This window comes from Streptomyces sp. NPDC048171 (assembly GCF_043202655.1).
In the GTDB taxonomy this organism is placed as follows: domain Bacteria; phylum Actinomycetota; class Actinomycetes; order Streptomycetales; family Streptomycetaceae; genus Streptomyces.
The window spans coordinates 460,203-477,560 of sequence record NZ_JBIDAU010000003.1 but is presented as its reverse complement, the minus strand read 5'-3'; the positions used below and the strand labels follow the sequence as shown (position 1 = coordinate 477,560).

16 protein-coding genes are annotated in these 17,358 nt (G+C 73.6%); 8 read left to right on the top strand and 8 right to left on the bottom strand.

Going from position 1 to position 17,358, the window contains the following annotated elements; translation table 11 throughout:
• Positions 1-2,382 carry a bifunctional salicylyl-CoA 5-hydroxylase/oxidoreductase gene (locus tag ACGF3J_RS10820; RefSeq protein ID WP_393853940.1) on the top strand — a complete coding sequence of 794 codons (2,382 nt, stop codon included), beginning with the start codon at positions 1-3 and terminating at the stop codon, positions 2,380-2,382.
• On the opposite strand, the gene ACGF3J_RS10815 is transcribed toward ACGF3J_RS10820, so the two are convergent.
• The 3 genes from ACGF3J_RS10815 to ACGF3J_RS10805 form a co-directional block, all read right to left on the bottom strand.
• Positions 2,370-3,266 carry a sulfotransferase family protein gene (locus ACGF3J_RS10815; protein ID WP_393853939.1) on the bottom strand — a complete coding sequence of 299 codons (897 nt, stop codon included), beginning with the start codon at positions 3,264-3,266 and terminating at the stop codon, positions 2,370-2,372. The two genes, ACGF3J_RS10820 and ACGF3J_RS10815, sit on opposite strands and share 13 nt — an antisense overlap.
• An 83-nt stretch (positions 3,267-3,349) precedes the next feature.
• The gene (locus ACGF3J_RS10810; protein ID WP_161330659.1) at positions 3,350-4,195 is read right to left on the bottom strand and encodes a PaaX family transcriptional regulator C-terminal domain-containing protein; all 846 of its coding nucleotides are present in this window, start codon (positions 4,193-4,195) and stop codon (positions 3,350-3,352) included.
• A complete protein-coding gene (locus ACGF3J_RS10805) occupies positions 4,192-5,880 on the bottom strand; it encodes an AMP-binding protein (RefSeq protein ID WP_393854036.1) in 1,689 nt (562 codons plus the stop codon). The genes ACGF3J_RS10810 and ACGF3J_RS10805 overlap by 4 nt, the downstream gene beginning before the upstream one ends.
• 65 nt (positions 5,881-5,945) lie before the next feature.
• Here ACGF3J_RS10805 and ACGF3J_RS10800 point away from each other — a divergent pair, with 65 nt between their 5' ends.
• The 3 genes from ACGF3J_RS10800 to ACGF3J_RS10790 are packed head-to-tail and all read left to right on the top strand — an operon-like array spanning position 5,946 to position 8,596.
• Positions 5,946-7,322 carry an acyl-CoA dehydrogenase family protein gene (locus tag ACGF3J_RS10800; protein WP_393853938.1) on the top strand — a complete coding sequence of 459 codons (1,377 nt, stop codon included), beginning with the start codon at positions 5,946-5,948 and terminating at the stop codon, positions 7,320-7,322.
• Entirely contained in the window at positions 7,319-7,717 is a 399-nt protein-coding gene (locus ACGF3J_RS10795; protein ID WP_161330663.1) for a RidA family protein, read from the top strand. The genes ACGF3J_RS10800 and ACGF3J_RS10795 overlap by 4 nt, the downstream gene beginning before the upstream one ends.
• A 51-nt stretch (positions 7,718-7,768) precedes the next feature.
• Positions 7,769-8,596: an alpha/beta fold hydrolase gene (locus tag ACGF3J_RS10790; protein WP_161330665.1), complete on the top strand. Its 828-nt coding sequence runs from the start codon at positions 7,769-7,771 to the stop codon at positions 8,594-8,596.
• 54 nt (positions 8,597-8,650) lie between these two features.
• On the opposite strand, the gene ACGF3J_RS10785 is transcribed toward ACGF3J_RS10790, so the two are convergent.
• Positions 8,651-8,845, bottom strand: a complete 195-nt coding sequence (locus ACGF3J_RS10785) for a DUF5999 family protein (RefSeq protein WP_161330667.1) — start codon at positions 8,843-8,845, stop codon at positions 8,651-8,653.
• Positions 8,846-9,102: 257 nt separating this feature from the next.
• Between ACGF3J_RS10785 and ACGF3J_RS10780 the strand changes: the two genes are divergently transcribed.
• Entirely contained in the window at positions 9,103-9,561 is a 459-nt protein-coding gene (locus tag ACGF3J_RS10780; protein WP_393853937.1) for a DUF6299 family protein, read from the top strand.
• A 125-nt stretch (positions 9,562-9,686) separates the two neighbouring features.
• Here the strand turns inward: ACGF3J_RS10780 and ACGF3J_RS10775 are convergent, their stop codons facing one another.
• Positions 9,687-10,529 carry a DUF2637 domain-containing protein gene (locus tag ACGF3J_RS10775; RefSeq protein WP_161330676.1) on the bottom strand — a complete coding sequence of 281 codons (843 nt, stop codon included), beginning with the start codon at positions 10,527-10,529 and terminating at the stop codon, positions 9,687-9,689.
• Positions 10,530-11,019: 490 nt separating this feature from the next.
• On the opposite strand from ACGF3J_RS10775, the gene ACGF3J_RS10770 reads away from it, so the two are divergent.
• Positions 11,020-11,922 carry a TIGR03619 family F420-dependent LLM class oxidoreductase gene (locus ACGF3J_RS10770; RefSeq protein WP_393853936.1) on the top strand — a complete coding sequence of 301 codons (903 nt, stop codon included), beginning with the start codon at positions 11,020-11,022 and terminating at the stop codon, positions 11,920-11,922.
• 81 nt (positions 11,923-12,003) lie between these two features.
• On the opposite strand, the gene ACGF3J_RS10765 is transcribed toward ACGF3J_RS10770, so the two are convergent.
• The 3 genes from ACGF3J_RS10765 to bagM form a co-directional block, all read right to left on the bottom strand.
• Positions 12,004-13,089 carry a prephenate dehydrogenase gene (locus tag ACGF3J_RS10765; protein WP_393853935.1) on the bottom strand — a complete coding sequence of 362 codons (1,086 nt, stop codon included), beginning with the start codon at positions 13,087-13,089 and terminating at the stop codon, positions 12,004-12,006.
• Positions 13,090-13,219: 130 nt separating this feature from the next.
• Positions 13,220-14,713, bottom strand: a complete 1,494-nt coding sequence (gene bagN, locus ACGF3J_RS10760) for a bagremycin/ferroverdin biosynthesis UbiD family decarboxylase BagN/FevL (RefSeq protein ID WP_393853934.1) — start codon at positions 14,711-14,713, stop codon at positions 13,220-13,222.
• Positions 14,710-15,357, bottom strand: coding sequence for a bagremycin/ferroverdin biosynthesis UbiX family decarboxylase BagM/FevK (gene bagM, locus ACGF3J_RS10755; protein ID WP_161329630.1), 648 nt, complete (start codon positions 15,355-15,357; stop codon positions 14,710-14,712). Before bagM ends, bagN begins: the two co-directional genes overlap by 4 nt.
• A gap of 61 nt (positions 15,358-15,418) precedes the next feature.
• Here bagM and bagL point away from each other — a divergent pair, with 61 nt between their 5' ends.
• Both bagL and bagK read left to right on the top strand, forming a co-directional pair.
• A complete protein-coding gene (gene bagL, locus ACGF3J_RS10750; protein WP_161329629.1) occupies positions 15,419-15,874 on the top strand; it encodes a MarR family transcriptional regulator BagL/FevM in 456 nt (151 codons plus the stop codon).
• Between the two features lie 74 nt (positions 15,875-15,948).
• Positions 15,949-17,313 carry a bagremycin/ferroverdin biosynthesis FAD-dependent oxygenase BagK/FevA1 gene (gene bagK / locus ACGF3J_RS10745; RefSeq protein ID WP_161329628.1) on the top strand — a complete coding sequence of 455 codons (1,365 nt, stop codon included), beginning with the start codon at positions 15,949-15,951 and terminating at the stop codon, positions 17,311-17,313.
• Positions 17,314-17,358 lie beyond the last annotated feature (45 nt).

The window sequence follows — 17,358 nt, the reverse complement described above, 5'->3', positions numbered from 1 at the left end:
ATGCTGCCAGCCCAGGGGAGCGCACCCACCCCAGGGGCGCGGGGAACTGCGCGACCAGCCCCAACGCACCCGCAGCCGCCCACGAAGAGCAACCACCCCCACCGCATCGCCGTCGTCGGCGGAGGCCCCGGCGGCCTCTACACCGCCGCCCTCCTCAAACGCCTCGCCCCCGACCGCGAGATCACCGTCTACGAACGCAACGCCCCCGACGACACCTTCGGCTTCGGTGTCGTCCTCTCCGACGAAACCCTCGGCGGCATCGAACACGCCGACGCGGACGTCTACGCGGCCCTCAAGGCCCACTTCGTCCGCTGGGACGACATCGACATCGTCCACCGTGGCCACCGCCACACCTCCGGAGGACACCGCTTCGCCGCCCTCGGCCGCCGCCGCCTCCTGGAGATCCTGCACGACCGCTGCCACGCCCTCGGCGTCGGCCTCCGCTTCCAGGCCGAGGCCCCCGACCCCGAGACGCTGGCGCGGACGTACGACCTCGTCGTGGCCGCCGACGGCGTGCACAGCGCCACCCGCGAGGCCTTCCGCGACGTCTTCCGCCCCCACGTCACCGGCCACCGCTGCCGCTACATCTGGCTGGCCGCCGACTTCGCCTTCGACGCCTTCCGCTTCGAGATCGCCGAGACCGAGCACGGCGTCATGCAACTGCACGGCTACCCCTATGCGGCCGACGCCTCGACCGTCATCGTGGAGATGCGCGAGGAGGTCTGGCGGGCGGCCGGCTTCGACGAACTCGACGAGGCGGAGTCCACCGCCCGCTGCGCCAAGATCTTCGCCGACGCGCTCGGGGGCAACCCGCTGCGTTCCAACAACTCCGCGTGGACCACCTTCCGCACCGTCGTCAACGAACGCTGGTCGCACGGCAACACCGTCCTGCTCGGCGACGCCGCCCACACCGCGCACTTCTCCATCGGCTCCGGCACGAAGCTCGCCGTGGAGGACGCCCTCGCGCTGGCGGCCTGCCTGGAGGAACAGCCCTCCCTCGAAGAGGCCCTGGCCGCCTACGAGGAGGAGCGGCGGCCCGTCGTCGCCTCGACCCAGCGCGCGGCCAAGGCCAGCCTGGAGTGGTTCGAGGACCTGGCCCGCTACGTCGGCCAGCCGCCCCGCCAGTTCGCCTTCAACCTGCTCACCCGCAGCCGCCGGGTCACCCACGACAACCTGCGGCTGCGCGACGCGGGCTTCACCGGGTCCGTGGAGCGCGAGTTCGGCTGCCCGCCCGGCACGCCTCCGATGTTCACCCCGTTCCGGCTGCGCGACCTGACCCTGCGCAACCGCGTCGTGGTGTCGCCGATGGACATGTACTCCGCCGTCGACGGCGTCCCCGGCGACTTCCACCTGGTCCACCTGGGCGCCCGCGCCCTCGGCGGCGCCGGCCTGGTCATGACGGAGATGGTGTGCGTCAGCGCCGAGGGCCGCATCACCCCCGGCTGCGCGGGCCTCTACACCGGCCGGCAGAGCGAGGCGTGGCGGCGGATCACCGACTTCGTGCACGCGAGCGCCCCGGGCACCGCGATCGGCGTGCAGCTCGGCCACAGCGGACGCAAGGGCTCGACCCGGCTGATGTGGGAGGGCATGGACGAACCGCTGCCCGACGGCAACTGGCCCCTGGTGGCGCCCTCGCCGCTGCCCTACCGGCCGGGCGGCCAGACGCCACGCGAGCTGTCCCGGGCGCAACTGACCGACATCCGCGAGCAGTTCACATCCGCCGCGGCACGCGCCGCCCGGGCCGGCTTCGACCTGCTCGAACTGCACTGCGCCCACGGCTACCTGCTCTCCGGCTTCCTCTCCCCGCTCACCAACCGGCGCACCGACGCCTACGGCGGCTCACTGGAGAAGCGGCTCCGCTTCCCGCTGGAGGTGTTCGACGCCGTACGCGGGGTGTGGCCCGGGGAACGGCCCATGACCGTGCGCGTCTCCGCCACCGACTGGGCCGAGGGCGGCACCGGTGCCGAGGAGGCCGTGGCGATCGCCCGCGCCTTCGCGGCGCACGGCGTGGACGCCGTCGACGTGTCCACCGGGCAGGTCGTGTCCGACGAGCGGCCCGAGTTCGGGCGGTCGTACCAGACGCCGTACGCGGACCGCATCCGCCACGAGGCGGGCGTCCCGGTGATCGCCGTCGGCGCGATCTCCTCCTGGGACGACGTCAACTCGCTGATCCTGGCCGGGCGCACCGACCTGTGCGCCCTCGCCCGCCCGCACCTCTACGACCCGCACTGGACGCTGCACGCCGCGGCCGAGCAGGGGTACGAGGGCCCGGGGGCGGTCTGGCCGGCACCGTACCGGGCGGGCAGCCGTCCGCCGCGCACCGGACGCACCGACGCCCCGAGGCCCCGGCTCACGCTGCACGGCGGGCCTCAGGAGGCGTAGCCCCAGGCCTCGCAGACCGGGCGCAGCGGCTCCGGGACCTCGTCCGCGTCGGGCAGCGCGCGGCCCGGCTGCACGGTGCCGGTGCGGATGTTGTCGCGCCAGTCGCCGAGCCCCCTGACCAGCTCGCCGCCGCTCTTCCTGCCGTAGTTCAGCATGGCCGGGTCGTAGTCGACGCCGAGGAACGCGCACAGGCGGCGCATCTCGCGTTCCGGGTCGTCGGTGATGTCCTCGTAGCGCACGGTGAAGCCCTCGGTGTCCGCCGCGCGGGCCTCCTCGACGGCCGTCAGGTACTTGAGCACGTCGGTGACGGCCGTGTCGTACGGCCGCTTGACGGGGTCGGTCTCGTGCCAGGAGCGGGCCACCGACACGGGGTGGCGCAGCAGGAAGACGAAGCGCGCGTCGGGCCAGCAGTCCTTGAGCCGCTGGAACATGTAGACGTTGGCGGGGGTCTTCTCGACCACGAAGTCCTTGCCGGACCTGGTCAGTTCGCGGTGCAGGACGCGGTCCCACAGCAGGTGTTCCAGGTCACCGCGCTTCAGGTCGAGGGCACCCATGGCCCGCTCGGAGAACCAGTTGGTGCAGCTGACCTCCAGCCTGCCTATGTGCAGCTCGTGCGGGGCGTGCAGCCGCGGGTGGGCGCCCAGCATCATCCGCAGCAGGGTGGAGCCGGAACGGATGGACGAGATGATGAAGACGGGCCGACGCAGCAGGCGCTCGGTGGGAAGTTCCTCGGGGGACGGACATCGGTAGGCGGCCGCGGGGCGCGCCGCCGCCGGCTTCGGCGCGGCGCATTTCTCCTTCTCCTTCACGGCCTGGGGTGCTCTCCGCACCTGGAGGCCGGTGGTGACGGTGAGGGCCCGGTTCAAGTTGCGCGCGAGACTCATGCATCCGAACGGTAGGTGAGAAACCTGAGAAGAGGGTCTGAGAAGGCTGAGGGTTCCCTGATCCCGGAAAAGTGTGATGCAGGTCACTCGGTGGGACTGGTTGATGCTCCAAGTGCCGCGAAGCGGGAGCCCGCGTCGCGCAGCCGCTCGTGCAGGGCGCGGAAGACCGCGGCCGAGCGCGTGCCGGGCCACTCCGCCGGCAGCAGTCGGGCGGGCAGCCCCGGATCCGCGTAGGGCAGGTGGCGCCAGGAGTCCAGGGCGAGGAGGTAGTCGCGGTAGGCGTCCTCCGGTGGGGTGTCCGGCCGGCCCTCCCAGTCGCGCAGTACCCGTGCGTGGCGGTCGAGGAACGCCTCGTGCTCCTTGGCCATCGCGGCCAGGTCCCACCAGCGCGCCACGGCCTGAGCGGTCGGTGTGAAGCCCAGGTGCTCGCCGCGGAAGAAGTCCACGTAGGAGTCCAGGTCCAGCCGGCCCAGCGTGTGCCGCGTCTCCTCGTACAGCCGGGCCGGGGCGATCCACACGCCGGGGGCCGCACTGCCGAAGCCGAGGCCGGCCAGGCGGGAGCGCAGGACGTGCCGCTTCTGCCGCTCCGACTCCGGCACGGAGAACACGGCGAGCACCCAGCCCTCGTCGTCGTGCGGGGCCGTGGCGTAGATGCGCCGATCGCCGTCGTCCAGCAACTGACGTGCCTGGGACGACAGTTCGTAGCCCGCGGCGCCCTCGGCGGTACGGGCGGGCAGCAGCAGCCCGCGCCGCTTCAGCCGGGACACCGACGAGCGCACGGAAGGAGCGTCCACCCCGACCGCGCCCAGCAGCCGGATCAGCTCCGCGACGGGCACCGGGCCCGGCGCGAAACGGCCGTAGGCGCCGTAGAGCGTGACGATGAGGGACCTCGGGGCGTGCTGCGCGTGCTGGTCGTACACGTTGATCATCTTATGTCGTCGGACAGGAGCCGGTACCGCTGGAGCTTGCCCGTCGCCGTGCGCGGCAGCGCGTCCAGGAAGACGATCTCCCGCGGGCACTTGTAGGGCGCCAGCTCCTCCCGCAGGAAGGCGCGCAGTGCATCGGCGTCCCGGGCGGCGCCCTCCCTCAGCACGGCGTGGGCCACCACGATCTGCCCGCGCCGGGCGTCGGGCCGGCCCACCACGGCCGCCTCCACGACGTCCGGATGCCGCAGCAGCGCGTCCTCGACCTCCGGTCCCGCGATGTTGTACCCGGCAGAGATGATCATGTCGTCGGCCCGGGCCACGTAACGGAAGTAGCCGTCGGGCTCACGTACGTACGTGTCCCCGGTGATGTTCCAGCCGTCGCGCACGTACTCCCGCTGCCGCGGATCGGCGAGATACCGGCAGCCCACCGGACCGCGCACGGCGAGCAGTCCCGGCTCGCCGTCGGGCACCGGCACGCCGGAGGCGTCCTGCACGCGCGCGTGCCAGCCCGGCACCGGGACGCCCGTCGTGCCCGGTCTGATGTCGCCGTCGGCGGCGGAGACGAAGATGTGCAGCAGCTCGGTGGCGCCGATGCCGTTGATGACGCGCAGCCCGGTGTGCTCGTACCAGGCCTGCCAGGTGGCCGCGGGCAGGTTCTCGCCCGCCGAGACGCACCGTCTGAGGCTCGACACGTCGTACCCGTCCAGCTCGTCGAGCATCGCGCGGTACGCCGTCGGCGCGGTGAACAGCACCGACACCCGGTGCTCGGCGACGGCCGGCAACAGCTGCCTGGGACCCGCCTGTTCGAGCAGCAGGGCGCTCGCCCCGGCCCGCATCGGGAAGACCACAAGGCCGCCGAGCCCGAAGGTGAAGCCGAGCGGCGGGCTGCCCGCGAAGACGTCGTCCGGGTCCGGCTTGAGCACGTGCCGGGAGAAGGTGTCGGCGATGGCCAGCACGTCACGGTGGAAGTGCATGCAGCCCTTGGGGCGTCCGGTGGTGCCCGAGGTGAAGGCGATCAGCGCCACGTCGTCGGCCGCGGTGTCCACGGCCGGGTACGGCGTGCCGGGCGCCGTGTCCGCCGCCGTGCGGGCCAGCAGGTCGTCGGGGGCGTCCCCGCCGTACGTCGTGATCCGCAGTCCGGGGACCTCCGCCTTGGCGAGGTCGTCCACGGACCGCACGTCGCACAGGGCGTGCCGCACCCGGGCGATCTCGCAGATCGCGCCCAGCTCGTGCGGGCGCTGCTGGGCCAGCACGGTGACCGCCACCGCGCCCGCCTTCAGTACCGCCAGCCAGCAGGCGGCCAGCCAGGGCGTGGTGGGGCCGCGCAGCAGCACCCGGTTGCCCGGTACGACGCCCAGCTCGCCGGTGAGCGCGTGGGCGATCCGGTCGACGCGGTCCTGGAGCACGCCGTAGCTCCAGGTGTCCCCGGTGGCGGTGCGGAAGACCGGGCGATCACCGGGCGGGCCGGCGAGCAGCTCGGCGGCGCAGTTCAGCCGCGCGGGGTAGCGCAGCTCCGGCAGGTCGAAGCGGAGCTGCGGCCACTGGTCGGGGGGTGGCAGGTGCTCGCGCGCGAAGGTGTCGACGTGGGCGGAGCGGCTCGGTTCCGCGCGGTGCGGAGCTGCCATGGCGGTTCGCCCCCTTTGTCGTGGTGGGCACGCGCATCGAGCGTATCGCGTTGGTGACGACAGTCAACGGGGCGCGATAACCTCGGGTGGGACCCAGCGGCCGCAGCGGAGCAGGGGAAGGACCGGCGATGACCGCATTCTCGCTCGAACCGGCACAACTCACCTGGTGCGGGGAGCTGCGCGCCCTGGCCGCCGAACGGCTGCGTCCGTTGGCGGACAAGGGGGAGCCCGGCCACGTCAACCGTGCCCTCGTCGCCGAACTCGGCGCGCTCGGGCTGCTCTCCCGCCTGTTCACCTCGGGCGCGCTCGACCTGTGCCTGATGCGCGAGTCCCTCGCCTACACCTGCACGGAGGCCGAGACCGCCCTCGCCCTCCAGGGCCTCGGCGCCCACCCGGTGCACGCCCACGGCACCGAGGCCCAGCGCGCCCGCTGGCTCCGCGGCGTCGTCGCCGGCACGACGGTCGCCGCCTTCGCCCTCAGCGAGCCCGACGCGGGCTCGGACGCGGCGGCCCTGACCCTCACGGCGACCCCGTCCGCGCCGCGGCCCGCCGCGGGGGAGGCCGGGGGTCCGGCGGGGGAGGCCGCGGGGACCGGCACGAGCACGGCCCCGTCGGCCGAGTCCGCCTGGGCCGGCGGGGGCACCGGCACCGGACGGGACGCGGTGACACCCGCCGCCGAGGACGACGCGGACGTGCCCGCCCCCGGAGGCCGCACGGGAGCCGCCGACTCCCCACCGGGCCCCGTCGCTCTGGACGCCGACCCCGACGGCGGCTCCGGCTGGCGGCTCACCGGTGAGAAGTGCTGGATCTCCAACGCGCCCGAGGCCGACTTCTACACCGTGTTCGCCCGCACCACACCCGGCGCAGGCGCCCGCGGCGTGACCGCCTTCCTCGTGCCCGCCGATCGGCCCGGCCTCTCCGGCAGCCCGCTCGACATGCTCTCGCCGCACCCCATCGGCGCCCTCGCCTTCGAGGCCGTGCCCGTCACCGCGGACGACGTGCTCGGCGAGCCGGACCGTGGCTTCCGGGTCGCGATGGACACCCTCAACCTGTTCCGGCCCAGCGTCGGCGCCTTCGCCGTCGGCATGGCGCAGGCCGCCCTCGACGCCACCGTGGCGCACACCGGCTCCCGTGACGCCTTTGGCGGCAAGCTGCGCGACCTCCAGACCGTCGCCCACCAGGTCGCCGAGATGTCCCTGCGCACCGAGGCCGCCCGCCTGATGGTGTACGCGGCGGCGACGGCGTACGACGAGGGCGCCCCGGACGTCCCGCGGCGCGCGGCGATGGCGAAACTCCTCGCCACCGAGACCGCCCAGTACGTCGTCGACCGGGCCGTCCAGCTGCACGGCGCCCGCGCCCTGCGCCGCGGCCACCTCCTGGAACACCTCTACCGAGAGGTGCGCGCACCCCGCGTCTACGAGGGCGCGAGCGAGGTGCAGCGCGGCATCATCGCCAAGGAGCTGTACCGCACGCACGACACGACGACCGAGGAGGCCGGTACATGACCGCCGAACGGGTGAACCCGCCCGCACTCTCCCCGCCCACCGGCTTCTCGCACGCCGTCGTCGCCACCGGCACCCGCGTCGTGTTCCTGGCCGGCCAGACCGCCCTGGACACCGACGGCAAGGTCACCGGCGACACCCTCCCCGCGCAGTTCGAACAGGCCCTCACCAACCTCCTGACCGCCCTGCGAGCCGCCGGCGGCACCCCCGCCGACCTCGCCCGCGTCACCGTCTACGCCACGGACGTCGCCGCCTACCGCACCCACGCCGCCGACCTCGGCCGCACCTGGCGCCGACTGGCCGGCCGCGACTACCCGGCGATGGCGGTCGTGGAGGTCGTACGCCTCTGGGACGAACGAGCGATGGTGGAACTCGACGGCTTCGCGGTACTGCCGTAACCGCCGTAGCGCCCACTGCCGCGACGCGCCCGCGGGCCCTAGAGTTCCGGCATGCCGGACATCGAACTGAGCGCGGGCACCATCGAGTACGAGGACACCGGCGGGGACGGTCCGGTCGTCGTGCTCCTCCACGGTCTCGTCCACGACGCCACCGTCTGGCGCGGGGTCCTCGCCGACCTGCGCGCCGACCACCGGGTGATCGCGCCGACCCTGCCCTACGGCTCCCACCGGCGGCCGCTGACCCGGCCGCCCACGCCGGACCTCGTCAACGAACTGATCGCGGAGTTCCTGGGCCGCCTCGACCTGACCGACGTGACCCTGGTCGAGAACGACTGCGGACGCGCCCAGACGGTGGCGGCCAGGCACCCGGACCGGCTGGCACGGCTGGTGCTCGTCGCGTGCGAGGCGTTCGACAACTACCCGCCAGGACTGCCGGGAAAGCTGATCGGCGTCGCCTGCCGCCTGCCCGGCGGCGTGCCCCTGCTGGTCCGCACCCTGGGTCTGAAGCCGCTGCGCCGCCTCCCCGTCGGTATCGGCGCCCTCACCAAGCGGCCCGTGCCGGACGCGGTCGTCGACGGCTGGTTGCGCCCTCTGCGCACCGACCCGGCGATCCGCCGCGACTTCCGGCACTACAACACCCACGTTCGCGGCGACGAACTGCTGGAGGCCGCGCAGGGACTGCGGAGGTTCGACCGGCCCGCGCTCGTCGTCTGGGCGACCGAGGACCTGATGATGCCCCGCGCCCACGGCCGGCGCCTGGCCGACCTTCTCCCGCAGGGGCGGCTGGTGGAGGTCGAGGACGCCCGGACGCTGATCCCCGAGGACCAGCCGGAGCTGCTCGCCTCCCTGCTGCGGGAGTTCATCGCCGAGAAGCACTGAACCGAGAAGCGCTGAGCCGAGAAGCGCTGAGCGGCACCCGGCGGCCGGTCGGGCTCAGGCCGCCATCGCCAGGCGCCCGGCGGGCATCCGGCGCGGCGCGACCACCCGCCCGTCGGGCCGCAGCTCACCGGTGTCGTCGAAGACGATCGTGCCGTCGCACAGCAGGTTCCACCCCTGCTCCGGGTGGGCGGCGACGATGTGCGGGACGACGGAGTCGGCCGCGGGGCAGGAAGACCGGTGGGTACACATGGCGCACCTCCACGTCGGGAGACCGTCCCGTCGTCGGGACCGTCGCATGAACAGACCGTGCGCCCGCCGGGAACTCGTCGCCAAGCCCCGGGCGGCAAGCGTGACAACACCCGGACAACCCGGCGACGGTTCACGGACGGCGGCCGACGCGGACTCGCCACCGAAGGGGTGACGGTCACCGGCACCGGCCCGTCCGCCCGGTACCAGTGGAACACCCGAACACCCCACGTCGCACTCCGACCGATTGGGAGACCCCCATGCCCGTACGATCCGCGGTCCTCGCCGCGGCCGCCGGTGCCGCCCTGTTCCTGCCGGCCGCCCCCGCCGCGACGGCGGCCCCCACCGACACCCCCGCCGACACCCCCGCGGTCACGGAGTCCGTGACGGTCGACCGGACCGGCCGCGTCGCCGCCGACGGCACCGTCACCCTCACCGGCACCTACCGCTGCACCGCCGCCGACGGCGCCGTCTTCGTCAGCTCCGTCGTGCGCCAGGGCGAGGACTCGTCCGTCCGCCACGGCATCGGCGGCACCCGCGCGGTCTGCGACGGCAAGGAGCACCGCTGGACCAACATGGGAACGCTCTCCACCGGCGCGCTCAAGCCCGGCGCGGCCAACGTCGAGGCGACTCTGATGGAGCTGCGGATCACCAGCGGCCTCCCGCTGCCGAGCTTCCACGCGCGGAAGGACCAGGACGTGAAGCTGGTGGCGGGCTGAGCGGACGGCGCCCAATTCCTCCACCACTTCCCGGAGAACGAATTACCCATTCGCCGGAGGCGGCGGGAAGGAATTGGGCGCCTTTCGTAAAGACTGTATTTGTCCCCGCGGCAAGTCACACAGAGTCACGTCCGCTTCTTGGGGCCCGTGCCCGGCCGAGGTGCGCGCTGGGTGCTCTGCCGCTGCTGCGGGAGGGGCACCGGGTCCTGGCCGGCCGTGTCCGCCGCCTCGTCGCCCGGCGCGGCCGCCGCACGCTGCCGGTGGCGCGGCACCGCCCGCCGGGGCGGCCGGGTGAGCGTGATCTGCCGGACGATCTGCTGGAAGCAGACCAGCGAGGCGAGACCCGGCAGGGCCGCGGCGGCCCCGTCGTTGACCGTGCGCGGCGCCTCCGCGATGCACAGCAGCATCGCGATCGCCGAGAACAGCAGGACGACGGCCCAGGAGTGGACCGCGCGGCGCTGGTGCAGGGCAGACCGCAGCACCGCCAGCGACGCCACCAGCCAGGGCCCGTAGACCAGCAGCGGCCACCAGGACACGACGCTGCCGCGCGTACGCGTGACGGCGGCCAGCCGCAGCGGCTCGTAGGCCACCATGCCGCCGAACAGGCTGACGGAGGCCGCGATGACCGCGGCCAGCGCCGCCACGAAGAGGCTCGCGGCGCGCAGCCGGCTCACCTTCGGGCGGCGGACCCGGCGGTGACTGGTGGGCGCGTCTCTCAACGGGGGCAGTTCCGCGGTGATTTCCTGCAGATTGCTCAGCGGCGTGCCCGGCACCGGAGGGATCGCCGAGGTGTCCATCCCGTACGGGACGGCGGGCTGCTGCTCCACCGCGTCCTGGAGCAGGAACGCGAGTTCCTCGGCCGGGTCCCAGCCGGGGTCGGGCGGGACGAGGGCTTCCCCGAAGGCTTCCTGGGGCGCCCGGTGCCGCCCGGTGCCCGTGGGGCGGAACGAGCCCTCGCCGTACGGCATGTGCGGGTACGTGTGTTCTTCGTGCACGACGCGCCGGTCACTCCGCCCGGGGGCAGGTCAGAGAGGACTGCGCCCTGCCCCAGCGCTCGGCGAGGCCGGTCTCCAGTTCCGTCATGACGTCCAGGAAGCGTTGCAGGACCGGTTCGGTCACCCGGAGGGGAACGGGGTGGCCGCCTCTGGTCAGGGTTCCGTCACTCGGTGACGGACAGTGATCTTTGCCGGGCCTGTAGGTGTACGGGCCGAGCGCCGTCAATTCCCCGTGTTCCTCGGTCATATCCGAAGTAACGTCTGCCTACTCCGTCGGATGCGCGGCAGTCGAGTGAACGATTTCTGCGATACTTACCCAATCCCGAATTCACACCGGCTCGGCCCCGCGGCTCGCGCCGGCCTGCCTGAGATCATCAACCGCGCGCATCTCGGGGGAAGTTGGGTGTGCGGTGTCCTCGCCGGGGTAGGCCCACCCGATCAGGATCACGATGCGAAGGACGTCATGAAGATCGGTTTCGCTCTTCCTCAGTTCCACCACCAGGCATCCGGCGTCGCCCGGGCGGGCGCGTTCGCCGCCGCGATCGAGGAGGCCGGGGGCGCCAGCCTCTGGGTGGGGGACCGCAACCTCGCCGCGGTCCGCCCCCTCGTGGGGTACGGCGGCCGGGGCGACACCATCCCCGAGGAACTGAACCCCGCGGCCGACCCGTTCGTCCTCCTCGGCGTCGCCGCCGCCGCGACCAGCCGCGTACTGCTGGGCTCCCACGTCCTGGTCGCCCCGCTCTACCCGCCCGTCCAGCTGGCCAGATCGCTGACGACCATCGACCTGATCAGCGGCGGGCGCCTGCTTCCCGGCTTCGGCGTCGGCTGGTCGCCCGAGGAGTACCAGGCGGCCGGCCTGGACTTCACCCGCCGCGGTGCCCGGATGGAGGAACTGCTCGACGCCCTCGACGCCATCTGGACCGACGACCCCGCGCGGTACGAGGGCGACCAGCTCTCCGTACCGGAACACCACGCCCCGCTGAAGCCGGCGCGGCGGCCGCGGCCGCCCTTCTACCTCGGCGCCATGTCCGAGCGCGCCCTGCGCCGGGTCGCCCGGCGCGGCGACGGCTGGCTGCCGCTGGTGGTCGTGCCCAGCTACGTCGACGCCGACGGGATCGCGGCCCAGCGCTCGGCGCTGGACAAAATGGCCCGCGCGGAGGGCCGCGATCCCGGCGCGATCGACACCGTGCTGCGGGTGAACATCGACGCCGGTACCAGCACGCGGCAGGTCGCGGACACCATCAGGGAGATCCACGACCGGACGGGCATCGAGCACTTCATGGTCGACTCGATGTACGACGTCGACACCGTTGACGGGTCCGTCGAGCACGCCCGGCAGATCCTCGAACTCGTCGCCAAGGGCTGAACCCGCCGGCGCCGTGCGGGAGGCCGGTTCCGGCACGCGCCGCTCGTGCCGGAACCGGCTGCCGCCGCCGGACTCGTGTCGTCAACGGCGGATCGACCAGCCGCGTTCGCTCAGGGCGGCGCTCAGCGCGGGGGCCGCCGCGGGGCTCACCATCAGCTGGGCCAGGCCCGCCTGCCGGCCCGTCGCGTGGTCGATGCGCATGTCCTCGATGTTGACGCCCACGCGCCCGGCGTCCGCGAAGATGCGGGCCAGTTCGCCCGGCTGGTCGCTGATGAGGACGGCCACCGTCTCGTAGGTGGCGGGCGCCTCACCGTGCTTGCCGGGCACCCTGGACCGGCCCGCGTTGCCCCGGCGCAGGACGTCCTCGATGCCCGCCGCGCCGCCGCGCCGCTTGGCCTCGTCGGCGGACTGCAGGGCCCGCAGCGACTCGACGGTCTCCTCCAGGTCGGCCGCCACCCCCGCGAGCACGTCCGCGACGGGACCCGGGTTGGCCGAGAGGATCTCGATCCACATCCGCGGGTCGGACGCGGCGATCCGGGTCACGTCGCGGATGCCCTGTCCGCACAGCCGCACCACCGTCTCGTCGGCGGCGCGCAGCCGTGCGGCGACCATCGAGGAGACGAGCTGCGGCGTGTGCGAGACGAGGGCGACGGCCCGGTCGTGGGCGGCGGCGTCCATGACCACGGGCACGGCCCGGCAGAGCGCGACCAGTTCGAGGGCGAGGTTGAGCGCCTCCGTGTCGGTGTCCGGCATCGGGGTGAGCACCCAGGGCCGGCCCTCGAACAGATCGGCGCTGGCCGCGAGCGGTCCGGAACTCTCCTTGCCCGCCATGGGATGGGTGCCGATGTACGAGCCGAGGTCGAGGCCCAGGTCCTCCAACTCGCGCCGGGGACCCCCCTTGACGCTCGCGACGTCGGCGTACCCGCGCGCCACCCCCGCGCGCATGGCCCCGGCCAGCACGGCGGCGGTGTGCGCGGGCGGCACGGCGACGAGCGCGAGGTCCACGGGGCCGGGGGGCGGCTCGTCGCTGCCGGCGCCGAGGGCCGCCGCCGTCCGGGCCCGGTCCGGATCGTGGTCGGTCAGATGGACGGTGACGCCGCGTCCGGCGAGCGTCAGCGCCGCGGACGTACCGATCAGACCGGCTCCTATGACCAGGGCGCTCCTCATCGGACACCGCCCTCGTGCCGGGTCGCCGCGCGGCGGGGGAGGGCTGCGAGCCCTGCGTGCTGCTGCTCGGTGTTCACGCGCTCCATCCTTTTCCGGAGGGACCGGCCACCAGGACCACGCCGGTCCGGTGTCAGTCGTCCCAGTGCTCGAGAACCCGGCGCCGGATCCGCTCCGGATACGCCTGGGCGAAGGAACTGTGCGGAAGCCGGCCCTCGCCGGGGGCGGGCAGCAGCCCGTCGTGGAAGACGATCGGCCCGGACTGGGCGGCGCGCTCCTCGTGGGTGTAGCAGTTCAGCAGCGGGTGGACGAAGCCGTACCAGGGCTCCGCCCGGTCCAGCGGGTGGATCCGGGTGGCCAGCGCCCACAACAGGTCGGTGTCGTCGGCCGGGTCGACGTCGTCGTCCAGGACGAAGGTGGCCGCCGTGGCGCGGCCCGAGTGGGAATCGGAGAGCACCTTGCCGATCCGGTGCGTGAGTTCGGCGGAGTCGACGCCGGGCAGCCGCTCCCGCCAGTCCGGCGGGACGGTCACCACCATCCAGTGCGACGCCGCGCGCAGCGGCGACCAGGCAGTGGTGACCGGCAGCCCGGCGGCGCGCAGTTCGGCCAGGACCTCGGCCGCCTGACCGACGCCCGTCACGGTGTGGAACTCGTCCACCGGCCGGCCCTCGGCCACCAGCGGCCAGATCGGGTCGTCGCGGTGGGTGATGGCCTCGACCGAGTACACGGGCTGCATCGACGTCTCGGTGGAGCCGTATCCGGCGAACTCGCCGAACGGCCCCTCCCGCGCGTCGCGGCCGACGGACAGGTGCCCCTCGATGACGATCTCCGCGCCCGCGGGCACGTCCAGGTCCACCGTCTCGCACCGTACGACGTCGACCGGCTCGCCGTGCAGCGCCCCGATGTAGCCGGCCTCGTCGGCCCCGGGCGGCAGCGGGACGCCTCCGACGAACGGGATGGCCGGGTCGCCGCCCTGCACCAGCGCGTACGGCATCGGCTCGCCGATCGCCACCCACTCCGACCAGATCATGCCGATGTGCTGCGCCGGGATCACCAGGCCGGTCATGTGCCTGCCGTCGATCAGCATGATCCGGGCGATGGACCAGTTGGTCCACCGGCCGTCCGGAGTTTTGGCGACGATGATGCCCCAGGTGTTGGCGTAGGGGCCGCCGTCGAACTCGTGGACCCGGGGGACCGGGAAGCGGTCGAGGGTGGCGTCGTCGCCCAGCAGCACGTTCTGCTTGCAGGGCGCGTCCTCCCGCGCGACCCGCCGAGGGGGCACGGGCTTCGCGACGCGGGTGGCGGCGAGGTGGTCGACCAGTTCGGCGGCGGTGGTCCCGGCGGGCAGGCCGACGGACAGGGCGACCCGGGCCAAGGGCTTGCCGGGCGCGGAGCTGAGCGCGGCGGGCGCCCCGAGCAGCCGGAAGCCCGGCGCGACGCCCTCCACCTTCTCGAACAGCGGGGCCGGGGACTGCCGTTCGCAGGAGAGCCGGGTGATCGCGGCGGCCTCCAGGTCGGCGCTCACCGGCCGGGAGACGCGGCGCAGGTCGCCGAGGGCTTCCAGCGTGTCGAGGTAACCGCGCAGCTCACCGAACCGGATCGGCTGCCTGGTCGTGGGGTCGGTCATGAACGGGCGCTCCTCTGCCTCGTACCGTTGTGGCGCATCGCGGGGACGTCGGCCGCGAGGCCCGCCCGCCCGGCCGGTGACCGCGGGAAGCCGCTCCAGCGGCGGGCGCCGGCGGTCTCGATCCCGAACTGGTCGAGAACTCGGGTGACGATGTGGTCGACGATGTCGTCGACCGACTCCGGCCGGTTGTAGAAGGCGGGCATGGGCGGCACGATCGAGACGCCCATGCGGGCGAGTTCCAGCATGTTCGCCAGATGGATCTCGTTGAGCGGCGTCTCCCGCGGCACCAGGACCATCGGGCGCCGCTCCTTGAGCGTCACGTCGGCGGCGCGGCCCAACAGCCCTTCTGCGTACCCGGCCCGGATGCCGGCCAGCGTCTTCATGCTGCACGGAATGATCACCATGCCGTCGGCGCGGAACGAGCCGGAGGAGATCGCCGCCCCCTGGTCGTCGGGGGAGTGGGCGACGTCGGCCAGCGCGGCCACCTCGCGGGCGCTCAGCCCGGTCTCCAGCTCCACCGTCGCCCGCGCCCAGCGGCTGACCACCAGATGCGTCTCCACCCGCGGGTTCCCGCGCAGTTCGCTGAGGAGTCGCACACCCAGCGCCGCTCCGGTGGCGCCGGTCATTCCCACGATCAGCCGCATCCTGCTCCCCCATCGAACCTTCCGTACACGGAATATCCTTGTACTGAATATACTGGTCGTCATGACGAACACAAGCCCCCGACCCCGGCCACAACTGGAAGACGCGCTGCCGCATCAGCTGCGCCGGGCCGGACAGGCGTGGACGGCGCTGTGGCAGCAGCGCCTGCCCGACCTGACCAGTCCTCAGTTCGCGGTGCTGCTCGCCCTGGACGACCACGGCAGCCTGGACCAGTCCGCGCTGGGGGCCCTGGCCGCCGTCGACCGCTCCACGCTCACCGTCCTGCTGGACCGCCTGGAAGCGCGCGGCCTGGTGACCAAGGAGATGGATCCGGCGAACCGCAGGCGCCGCATCGTCGCCCTCACCGACGCCGGCCGCCGGCGCCTGGCCGAGGGGGTCGAGGAGGCGGCGCTCCTGCACGCACGGGTGGAGGAGCTGCTCGGCGAGGAGCGGACGAGGCAACTGGTCGGGATGCTCCGCGTCATGGGAGACATGCCGCAGCCCACTTCCCCTCAATAGAGGGATGGGCCCTCCGAGCCGGCGCTGGAAGTGTGATCAGCGAACCGACTGGCTCCGTCTGGGAGGGCTGACGCATGTACAGACCGGCAACCGCGCACAGGCTTGCCGGACGCCTTTCCGGTCCGGTGCTGGGGCCCGGGGACGAGGGATACGCGGCCGAGGTGGCCGGGTTCAACCGCGTCCTGCGGCACCGGCCCGCGATGGTCCTCGGCGCACGGGACGCCACGCAGGTGCGCAAGGCCGTCGCCTTCGCCGCCGAGACCGGACTGCCGACGGCGGTCCAGGCGACCGGCCACGGCCCCTCGCGTGTCACCGAGGGATCCGGGCTGCTCATCAACACCCGCCGGATGACCGGCGTGCGCATCGATCCGGTGGCCCGGACCGCCCGGGTCGAGGCCGGGGCGCGCTGGCGGCAGGTCGTCGACGCGGCCGCCGTGCACGGCCTCGCCCCGCTCAACGGCTCCTCACCGCTGGTGGGGGTGGTCGGCTACACCCTGGGCGGCGGCCTCGCGCTGCTCTCCCGCGCGTACGGCTTCGCCGCCGACCACGTCACCGCGGTGGACATCGTCACCCCCGACGGCCTGCCCCGCACCGCCACCGCGCAGCGGAACCCCGATCTCTTCTGGGCGCTGCGCGGCGGCAAGGGCAACTTCGGCGTGGTGACGGCCCTGGAGTTCGGGCTCGTTCCGGTCACCCGGTTCTACGGCGGCGGCCTCTTCTTCCCCGGTGACGACGTCGCCCAGGTGCTGCACGCCTGGCGGGCGTGGACGGAGTCCGTGCCGGAGCGGACCTCCTCCTCGCTGGCGCTGCTGAGGATGCCCGACCAGGAGCCGATCCCGCCCTTCCCGCGGGGCGGGCTCGTCGTGCACGTCCGCGTCGCCCACCTCGGCCCGGGCGACGAGGGGGAGCGACTGGTCGGGCCCCTGCGGGCCGCCGCCCCGACGCTCGCGGACACGCTGGGGGAGATGCCGTACACCCGCTTCGCGGACATCCACAACGACCCGGCCTTCCCCACCCCCTACGACCAACGCTCCGTCATGCTGCGTGCGCTGGGCCCGGACGCGGCCGACGACCTGCTCCGCCTCGCCGGCCCCGGCAGCGGCTGCACGGACGTCATGGTCGAGCTGCGGCACCTGGGCGGCGCGCTCGGCCGGCCGGCCCCGGTGCCGGGCGCGACCGACCACCGCGACGCCCTGTACTGCCTGACCACGCTCGGACGGCCCGGCGGGCGCCCCGATCACGTCGTGGACGGGATGGCGCGCCACGGAACCGGCCGCAGCCACCTCAACTTCCTCGCCGGACCGGGCACCGCCCCGCCGGCCTCCCGGGGCTACGCGCCCGCCGACTACGCGCGGCTGGCCGAGATCAAGGCCCGCTACGACCCGGACAACCTCTTCCGGTTCGACCACACCCTCTCGCCACGCGTGACGGCCGTCTGAACGCCCCGCGTGACGCCCCCCCGACCACACGAAGACGCCGACTCG